9 protein-coding genes and 1 pseudogene are annotated in these 7,824 nt (G+C 36.5%); 2 read left to right on the forward strand and 8 right to left on the reverse strand.

Translation table 11 applies throughout. The annotated features are described in order from the left end of the window. The 8 genes and pseudogenes from ACY2V1_RS06550 to flgB all read right to left on the reverse strand — a co-directional run. Positions 1-198: pseudogene (locus ACY2V1_RS06550) on the reverse strand (hypothetical protein); the annotation flags it as partial. Between the two features lie 171 nt (positions 199-369). Beyond that, complete coding sequence (locus ACY2V1_RS06555) at positions 370-1,674, reverse strand: FliI/YscN family ATPase (RefSeq protein WP_461833995.1); 1,305 nt, start codon at positions 1,672-1,674, stop codon at positions 370-372. 3 nt (positions 1,675-1,677) lie between these two features. Beyond that, on the reverse strand, positions 1,678-2,391 hold the full coding sequence (locus ACY2V1_RS06560) for a FliH/SctL family protein (protein ID WP_461833996.1): 714 nt from the start codon (positions 2,389-2,391) through the stop codon (positions 1,678-1,680). Continuing rightward, entirely contained in the window at positions 2,378-3,394 is a 1,017-nt protein-coding gene (fliG, locus tag ACY2V1_RS06565; RefSeq protein WP_461833997.1) for a flagellar motor switch protein FliG, read from the reverse strand. Before fliG ends, ACY2V1_RS06560 begins: the two co-directional genes overlap by 14 nt. Positions 3,395-3,399: 5 nt before the next feature. Next, the gene (gene fliF / locus ACY2V1_RS06570; protein ID WP_461833998.1) at positions 3,400-4,998 is read right to left on the reverse strand and encodes a flagellar basal-body MS-ring/collar protein FliF; all 1,599 of its coding nucleotides are present in this window, start codon (positions 4,996-4,998) and stop codon (positions 3,400-3,402) included. Positions 4,999-5,059: 61 nt separating this feature from the next. Then, complete coding sequence (gene fliE, locus ACY2V1_RS06575) at positions 5,060-5,377, reverse strand: flagellar hook-basal body complex protein FliE (RefSeq protein WP_461833999.1); 318 nt, start codon at positions 5,375-5,377, stop codon at positions 5,060-5,062. A 26-nt stretch (positions 5,378-5,403) separates the two neighbouring features. Then, complete coding sequence (gene flgC / locus ACY2V1_RS06580) at positions 5,404-5,844, reverse strand: flagellar basal body rod protein FlgC (RefSeq protein ID WP_461834000.1); 441 nt, start codon at positions 5,842-5,844, stop codon at positions 5,404-5,406. Then, positions 5,844-6,245, reverse strand: coding sequence for a flagellar basal body rod protein FlgB (flgB, locus tag ACY2V1_RS06585; protein WP_459880448.1), 402 nt, complete (start codon positions 6,243-6,245; stop codon positions 5,844-5,846). Before flgB ends, flgC begins: the two co-directional genes overlap by 1 nt. 341 nt (positions 6,246-6,586) lie before the next feature. Here flgB and ACY2V1_RS06590 point away from each other — a divergent pair, with 341 nt between their 5' ends. Both ACY2V1_RS06590 and ACY2V1_RS06595 read left to right on the forward strand, forming a co-directional pair. Continuing rightward, the gene (locus ACY2V1_RS06590; RefSeq protein WP_461834001.1) at positions 6,587-7,180 is read left to right on the forward strand and encodes an IMP cyclohydrolase; all 594 of its coding nucleotides are present in this window, start codon (positions 6,587-6,589) and stop codon (positions 7,178-7,180) included. A gap of 168 nt (positions 7,181-7,348) precedes the next feature. Next, positions 7,349-7,537, forward strand: a complete 189-nt coding sequence (locus ACY2V1_RS06595) for a hypothetical protein (protein ID WP_461834002.1) — start codon at positions 7,349-7,351, stop codon at positions 7,535-7,537. Positions 7,538-7,824 lie beyond the last annotated feature (287 nt).

Below are 7,824 nucleotides of genomic sequence, written 5' to 3' on the forward strand. Positions count from 1 at the left end.
CTCTATTATTGATCTTAGCCTTGCAAAGGAGTCTTCAAGGGAGGATCTTTCTTCTACATCCTGGGTTAAAAATTCATTTATTCTGTCAATCTTCTCTATTGCATAGTCAATCTCAGTGTTAGAACCATATTCGTAATTCGTAATTCGTGATTTGTAATTTGTGAATAATGTGTAGGGGCGGATTCCATATCCGCCCATGAATTCCATATCCGGCCATGGATTCGGGATTCGTAAATCGGAAATCGGAAATCGGGAATCGGGAATCGGAATCGTAAATCACATCACTAATCACGAATCACTAATCACGAATCACTAATCACTATTATTTTAAAGTGGCTGGATGGTCAAGGCATTAAAAACAATTTGACATCAATCCTCTATTATTGATCTTAGCCTTGCAAAGGAGTCTTCAAGGGAGGATCTTTCTTCTACATCCTGGGTTAAAAATTCATTTATTCTGTCAATCTTCTCTATTGCATAGTCAATCTCAGTGTTAGAACCCTTTGAATATGCGCCTATATTTATCATGTCTTCTACCCTTTTATATGTGGCCAAGGTAGATAGGAGCTTATTGCCCAATTTATAAAGCTCCCTATCTATTATCTGAGACCTTAACCTGCTAATGCTCTTTAACACATCTATTGCTGGATAATGTCCCTGGTCTGCCAACTCCCTAGTTAGCACAATATGTCCATCTACTATTGATCTAACTGCATCTGCTATTGGTTCTGTAAAATCATCCCCTTCAACTAAGACCGTATATATTCCAGTTATTGTACCCTTATCAGAGGTCCCAGCCCTCTCAAGCAATTTAGGGAGTTGAGAAAATACAGATGGAGTGTAACCTTTAGTAGTGGGTGGCTCCCCAATAGATAGACCAACTTCCCTGGACGCCATTGCAAATCTGGTTATTGAATCCATCATAAAAAGAACATCTTTTGACATATCCCTAAAATATTCTGCTATTGTTTGAGCAGTATAGACCGCCCTTATCCTCTCAAGGGGAGATAAATCTGAAGTGGCTACAACCACTACTGACTTTTTTAGTCCATCTTCTCCCAATGAATCTTCGATAAATTCATTAACTTCTCTTCCACGTTCTCCCACAAGGCAAATTACATTTACATCTGCATTTGTATATCTCGCCATCATACCAAGTAAGGTGGATTTTCCAACACCAGATCCTGCCATTATGGCTATTCTTTGCCCTTTTCCTATGGTTAAAAGCCCATTTATGGCCCTCACCCCAACATCTAAAGGTGTATCTATGCGGCGCCTTAAAATGGGATTTAAGGGCTCTGCATATAAAGGATACAAATTGTCAACATTTATTTTGCCCCTTCCATCAAGGGGATTTAAAAAAGAATCCACTACCCTCCCCAATAATTCAGGGCCAACCTTAACATAAGGAGGAGTGTTAAAATTTTTTATATATGATCCAGGTTTTATGCCCCTTAGCTCACCGTATGGCATGAGAAGTACAGTTGAATTTCTAAAACCTACTACCTCTGCAGGAATGGACTGGCCATTTTCAAGTATCACCTCACAAACTGAACCTATGGATGTATTTAGTCCTTTTCCTTCTATTACCAGGCCAATAACCTTATTTACCTTTCCAAAACTATCTGTGCTTTTAAGGGAAACAATTTTATTGATTGCGTCTTTTATTTTCATGGGTTAATCACTTAATTCAACATCCTCTAAAATCTTCTTTACCATCTCATATCTTTTATTAAAAGAATCCGTTACTTTAACCACACCTGTATCCAGTACTACTTCTCCAGCTTTTATATTATCTTTTTTCACAATATGCCAATTTTTTATGTCAATATATTTCTCTTTAAAAGGCTCTATTAATTCCTCTACTAGGGGCAAATCTTCCTCAGAAACATATACTTTTACACTCTTTGCTTCTTTAATTTCCTTTAAACATGAATTAAGTAATTCATCTAAAATCTTTTTTCTTTGTTTAATATATGCAAAACCTGTTATCTTTTCCACTGAAATCAGAATCAAATTCAAAATATCGTCTTTATAAGATTTAATTATCTTTTGTTTTTCCTTATCCATGGAATTTATCAATTCCAAAAACCTATCTTTCATCTGAGATTTTAACTCATCAATTTCTTGTTGTGCCTTTTTTAAACCTTCTTGATATCCTTCATTATAACCCTGCTTTTGGGCCTGTTGTTCAATTGATTTTGCTTTTTCATAAGCATTTTTTATTATATTTGACGCCTCTAAAGAGGCCTTTTGTTTTATTTTGTTGAGAAAATTTTTTTCAGTCTCCTCATCCCATAAATCCAACTGGTTATGTTTTTTGGCAAAATCCACCTCGTCTATTACAAAACCAGTATGTCCCACAATTACTCTCCCTTTAGACGAGGACATCTTCTCCTCCCTTACCTGCTATAACTATTCTACCTTCAGCTTCTAGCTGTCTAACAATACGCACTATATTTCTCTGGGCCTGTTCCACGTCTGAGAGTCTTACAGGTCCCATTATCTCTAAATCTTCTTTAATCATGGTTGCTGCACGCTCTGATAAATTGGAGAAGAATTTTTCTTTTAATTCATCTGATGCACCTTTTAGGGCTAACGTTAAGTCTTCGTTGGAAATTTCTTTTAACAATTCCCTGATGGAACGATCATCAAGGTTTTTAATATCCTCAAAAACAAACATAAGTTCCCTAATCTCTTCAGCCATCTGTGGTGACTCAGTTTCTATCTCTGCCAAGACCTCTTCTTCTATGGAACGTTCAGTTGCATTTAGTATCTCTGCTACTGCCTGTACTCCGCCAACTTTTTGACCTTCACCACCCATAGCCTCTAATTGTTCCCTTAAAACAGAATCCACTTCATATAACATTTCCAGGGGTACACTCTCCAATTTTGCCAGTCTTAAAAGGACTTCTGGCCTCACCCCAGCAGGTAAGTTTTTCAAAACCTCAGCTGCTTGATGAGGGGGAAGGTGTCCAAGTATAAGGGCAAGGGTCTGGGGATGTTCATTGGCCAAAATTCGAGCCATAATATTGGGGCTATAATTCTCTAACCCTTTAAAAGGTGGAGGTTTATGTTCAGTTTCCAATCTCTTCATAATATCTTCTACACTTTCTCCATCAAGAACCTTAGACAAAATTCTCTTTGCCTGTGAAGGACCACCAACAAGCGCCCTTTTCCCAGACAAAAAGGTCTCATGAAATTCTGTCAAAACTGCTTCTACAATTTCCTGAGGCACTGTCTCCAGTTCTACCATTGCCTTTGAAACTTTTACTATCTCATCTCTATCCAACTCTTTAAATATCTTTTGAACATACGGATCTCCCAACGCCAAAAGTAAGATAGCTGTCTTTTGTACTCCAGTTAACTCCTTGGGGTCTTTGATTTCTTCCATATTTTTTATCTCCTAACCTCATCTCGCATCCAATTCTTTATTATAATCAAAGCCTCGTCTGAATGCTTTTCCAGAATATTTGCAACCTTTTGTTTTAATTCTTCAAAGGGCCGTTTAGCCTCAAGTGCAGCCAGTTCCTCTTCGCTAAGCTGAGGTTCCTCCACTTCCTCTCCTTCTCCCTCTGGCAGTTCTTCCAACTCAGCAGTTTCTTCTTCTACTTTTGGCTTAATAAGTGATAGCACAACAGGCCTTACTACAAGTAGCAAAAAGAGCAAAATTACCAAACTATTCAAAATTGGAGTAAGGAATTTAGATAGGTAATCAAGTAACACCTGCCAAAAACCTGGCCCACCCAGCTCTAATGGGGTAAATTGCATGGAAACCACTTCAACGCTATCTCCTCTTTTAGGATTTATGCCAACTGCATTTTTTACCAATTCCTTTATCTTTTCTAACTCTTCTTTAGATCTTGGAACAAAAATTTTTTTACCATCTTTACCCTTTTTATAGTATCCATCAACTAATACTGCCACAGTGATGTGATCTATCTGCCCCTTTGGGATATATATTTTTCTCTCTTCCTTGTTTATTTCGTAATTTATGGTTTTTTGTGAACGCTGTGATTGTTCTTTTGTGCTAGTGCCACCCCCAGTTTTTTGATATTGAACCCCGGGTTTTGATGTTTCAGCCTGTGTAACTCCTATTGAAGATTCCTTTACCTTTTGTTCACTCCTTATAACAGTCTTGTCTGGATCATATAATTCTTTATAAATATTCTGCTCACTTAAATCAAGGTCAACATTCACCTGGGCTATTACCTTTCCAGGGCCTACCACGGGCATGAGTAGATTTCTTATCCTTCTAGTTAAAGTCTTCTCAAGATTAAGTTTATACTCCAACTGGGTAGTAGTCAAAGCAATGTCCTTTGATGTGGTAAATGGCCTATTTAAAAGTTCACCCCGGGTATTTATTAAAGTAATGTTTTCAGGCTTTAATCCTTCAACTGCTGTGGCCACAAGATTTACAATGCTCTTTACTTGTTCCTTTGAAAGTTCCTTTCCCCTTTTTAATTGCACAAGTATAGAAGCTGAGGCTGGGGTCTGTTCTTCAACAAACAAAGATTTTTTTGGCAGTACCAGGTGTACCCTGCACCCTTGGATTTCAGGAATGGACATAATAGTTCTCTCAAGCTCTCCCTGAAGTGCCCTTTGGTAATTTATCTGTTGTATAAAATCTGTCTGACCAAGGGAGGACCTTGAAAAAATCTCAAAACCCACTGTCCCTTTACTAAGCAACCCCTCACCTGCTATCTCCAGCCTCAAATCATAAACCTTGTCTTTAGGTACCAAAATGGTGCTTCCGCCTTGTTTTAATTTATATTTTACTTTTTGATTTTTTAAAAATTTTACAATTGTTGCAGAGTCCTCTTGTTTTAGGTTGGAATAAAGCACTGCATATTCTTCTCTATTTAAAAAATAAAGTAGCATTATAAATACAAGAGTAAGGGATACAAGTACACCAATAGCCAAAATCCTTTGTGGAAGTGTGCCCTTATCCCACAACTCCTTTATCTTTTCCTTCCAGGAAGACAAAAAATTCGCCATTTGCGCTGGTCTCCTTAACTTAATTCAATTTTTTTGAGAAATACAAGGCAACCAATTAAAATTACATTGGCATATTTATTAATTGCTTATATGCATCAATCACCTTGTTTCTAACTGCAGATGTGAGTTTCATGGCAACATCTGCTTTTTGAAGGGCGATCATAACCTCATGTACATTTTCATTCTTTCCAACGGCAAATTCTTCTATCATTTTGTCTTTTTCTATTTGTAACTCATTTACCTTTTTCAGAGAATCTTCTATTGTTGAACCAAAGGATTTAGTCTGGCTAGACCTGAAATTCTTTGTATTTTGAGTATATAAATCTTTATCTTGAAGCCCAGATAAATAAGCTGCATGGGCAATTGATTTAATACTCATCCCACACCTCCTGAGAAAAATTATATTTATCTTCCAATGTCAATAGCCCTATTTAACATAGTCTTTACAGTACTAATAGTTGAAAGGTTTGCCTCATAACTTCTAAGCGCAGTAAGCATATTGGCCATTTCTTCAATAACATTTACATCTGGATACAACACATAACCGTCTTTATCTGCATCTGGATGATTTGGATCATAAATCCTCTTATAACGATCTTCCTCTTCTATCCTGTTAACCTTTACACCTTTTACCTCTCTTTCTATTCTAGAAGCCATAAGATTATCAAAAGGCCATTTGAGTGGGGCTGCCCTAAAAATTACTGTCTTTCTTTTGTAAGGCCCGCCCTCTGGAGTCCTGGTTGTGTTTATATTGGCCAGGTTCATAGAAATGACATTTAAATTAGTCCTCTGGGCACTTAAACCAGATGCTGCAATGTCTAAGGCGGTCATGAAATTAAGTGGCATTATTTACCTCCTTCTGTGATCACTTGGTGTAACATATCAAATTCTTTCCTCATCAAGGTTGTAAGGGTATTATAAGCAAGGACGTTTTTGGCCTGAATTGCCATTTCCTTGTCTAAGTCCACCGCATCTTCGCCTTCTACTACCCTAATTTCTAATTCCTTGTAAAAATCAGGGGTGGCGGTCATTTTATTAGGCATGTGTTTTGGATTTGTTCTTGCGAGCCTTCCAGTCTCTTTTATTTGTAAGGCCTCTTGTAATTTTTCCTCAAAATCTATGCGACGTGCCTTATAATGGGGATTTTCTATATTTGCCAGATTACTGGCGACAATATTTTGACGAATTAACCTTAAATCCATTACCTTTTTCATGAGATCAATAGGTTCTTCAAACAAACCCTTCATGGCTGTCTCCTCAATCTAAGTTTGTCTAAATTTTTGACAAGCTGGAGTTATTTTGTAATAAAAATGCAACTTATATTCCAAGATTTAGGCAAAAAAAATTAATAGTTGATAATTGCATAATGATTTGACAAAATAGGAAGTAGGTTAATGGGTGGATGGGTTTGTGGGGTTTCATAGAAGTTCTATGTTCCTTAAACGTTGAACATTGAACTTTGAACATTGAACAATTTAACCCTTAAACCTTAACCCCAAAATTAAAGCATAAATTAAATTTTTTGGTTGTATGTCCGACTAAAATTCAAAGAAGATGCAATATTACGCATAGCAAAAGGAGTTTAGTTATGAAATTTTTAAAGATTAAAAGGGCGCTTATTAGTGTTACAGACAAATCCAATTTAGTAGAGTTTGCTAGTTTTTTGATACAAGGGGGAGTGGAAATTGTATCCACTGGAGGGACCAAGAAAAAATTAGAGCAAGCAGGACTTAAGGTGACATCTGTTAGTGATGTGACAAAATTTCCAGAAATTTTAAATGGCAGAGTAAAGACCCTTCATCCCCATATCCATGCAGGGGTTTTGGCAGACAAGGAAAACAGCGAACACCTGGAGACCTTAGAAAAATTAAACATTAAGCCCTTTGATCTCATCTGTGTGAACCTGTATAATTTTGAAGGGGCCTTAAAGCAAGGGCTCAAGGGAAAAGACCTAATTGAACAAATAGACATTGGAGGGCCTACTCTACTTCGTGCTGCTGCAAAAAATTACTTTAGTGTTGCAGTTGTCCCTGACACCTCTTTTTATGAGGAAATAATTAATGAATTAAAAAATAATGACTTTTCCATCTCATTAGATTTAAGAAAAAAAATGGCGGCAAAGACATTTTATATAACATCTAACTATGACAAGATGATCTATGAGGCACTGTCAAAGGAATAAGAGATGATGCTTTGCATGTTGCCATAGCAACTTATTACAAAATGAATTTTTTGTTAACGTGGAATTGTCGTCATTTGGCTAATGCACATTTTATAAGAAAATTGCAGAAGATATCTCTTGAAAAGGGTCTTGTGATTCCAACTATTTGTACACCACAGGAGATAACAAATGAATAAGTACGCCAATAAAAAAATAAAAGACGATATCTTACAGGAACTGTGGGATGCAAAAGATTATTATTCTTTATCCTGCAATTCTAACTTTAGAGAGTTAGTTAAAAAGGAAAAAGAAGATATTAAAAAATTGGATGTAATGAATGAACATGATGAGATTGAGAAAGTGGGGCCAGGAGATTAGAATTGCAAAATAATTGTGTTAAACATTTAAACTCAAAGGAGGTGTAACTATAGGATTTAAAATTTATGGAAATGATACAGGACTTCCAAAGAGCCTTATTAAAAGACTACAAAAACTTTATAAAAGAAAATATCCGGAAAATCTTCCTTACACAAAGGAGCAGGCCTGGGAACTTGCAGAACTTACCTCTGAGGCCAAGAGGCAAATTGGTCTTTTAATAGATAGAAAGGGTCTTGTTCTAAAAGTTATACTTGGAGATAATGAAAAGATAGTTATTCCTCAGTTGG

The organism is Desulfothermus sp., assembly GCF_053993635.1.

What these genes read in the sequence shown, in the direction of transcription:
- ACY2V1_RS06555 (WP_461833995.1), bottom strand. Translation starts at nt 1,674, where the DNA reads ATGAAAATAAAAGACGCAATCAATAAAATTGTTTCCCTTAAAAGCACA.
- ACY2V1_RS06560 (WP_461833996.1), bottom strand. Translation starts at nt 2,391, where the DNA reads ATGTCCTCGTCTAAAGGGAGAGTAATTGTGGGACATACTGGTTTTGTA.
- fliG (WP_461833997.1), bottom strand. Translation starts at nt 3,394, where the DNA reads ATGGAAGAAATCAAAGACCCCAAGGAGTTAACTGGAGTACAAAAGACA.
- fliF (WP_461833998.1), bottom strand. Translation starts at nt 4,998, where the DNA reads ATGGCGAATTTTTTGTCTTCCTGGAAGGAAAAGATAAAGGAGTTGTGG.
- fliE (WP_461833999.1), bottom strand. Translation starts at nt 5,377, where the DNA reads ATGAGTATTAAATCAATTGCCCATGCAGCTTATTTATCTGGGCTTCAA.
- flgC (WP_461834000.1), bottom strand. Translation starts at nt 5,844, where the DNA reads ATGCCACTTAATTTCATGACCGCCTTAGACATTGCAGCATCTGGTTTA.
- flgB (WP_459880448.1), bottom strand. Translation starts at nt 6,245, where the DNA reads ATGAAGGGTTTGTTTGAAGAACCTATTGATCTCATGAAAAAGGTAATG.
- ACY2V1_RS06590 (WP_461834001.1), top strand. Translation starts at nt 6,587, where the DNA reads ATGAAATTTTTAAAGATTAAAAGGGCGCTTATTAGTGTTACAGACAAA.
- ACY2V1_RS06595 (WP_461834002.1), top strand. Translation starts at nt 7,349, where the DNA reads ATGAATAAGTACGCCAATAAAAAAATAAAAGACGATATCTTACAGGAA.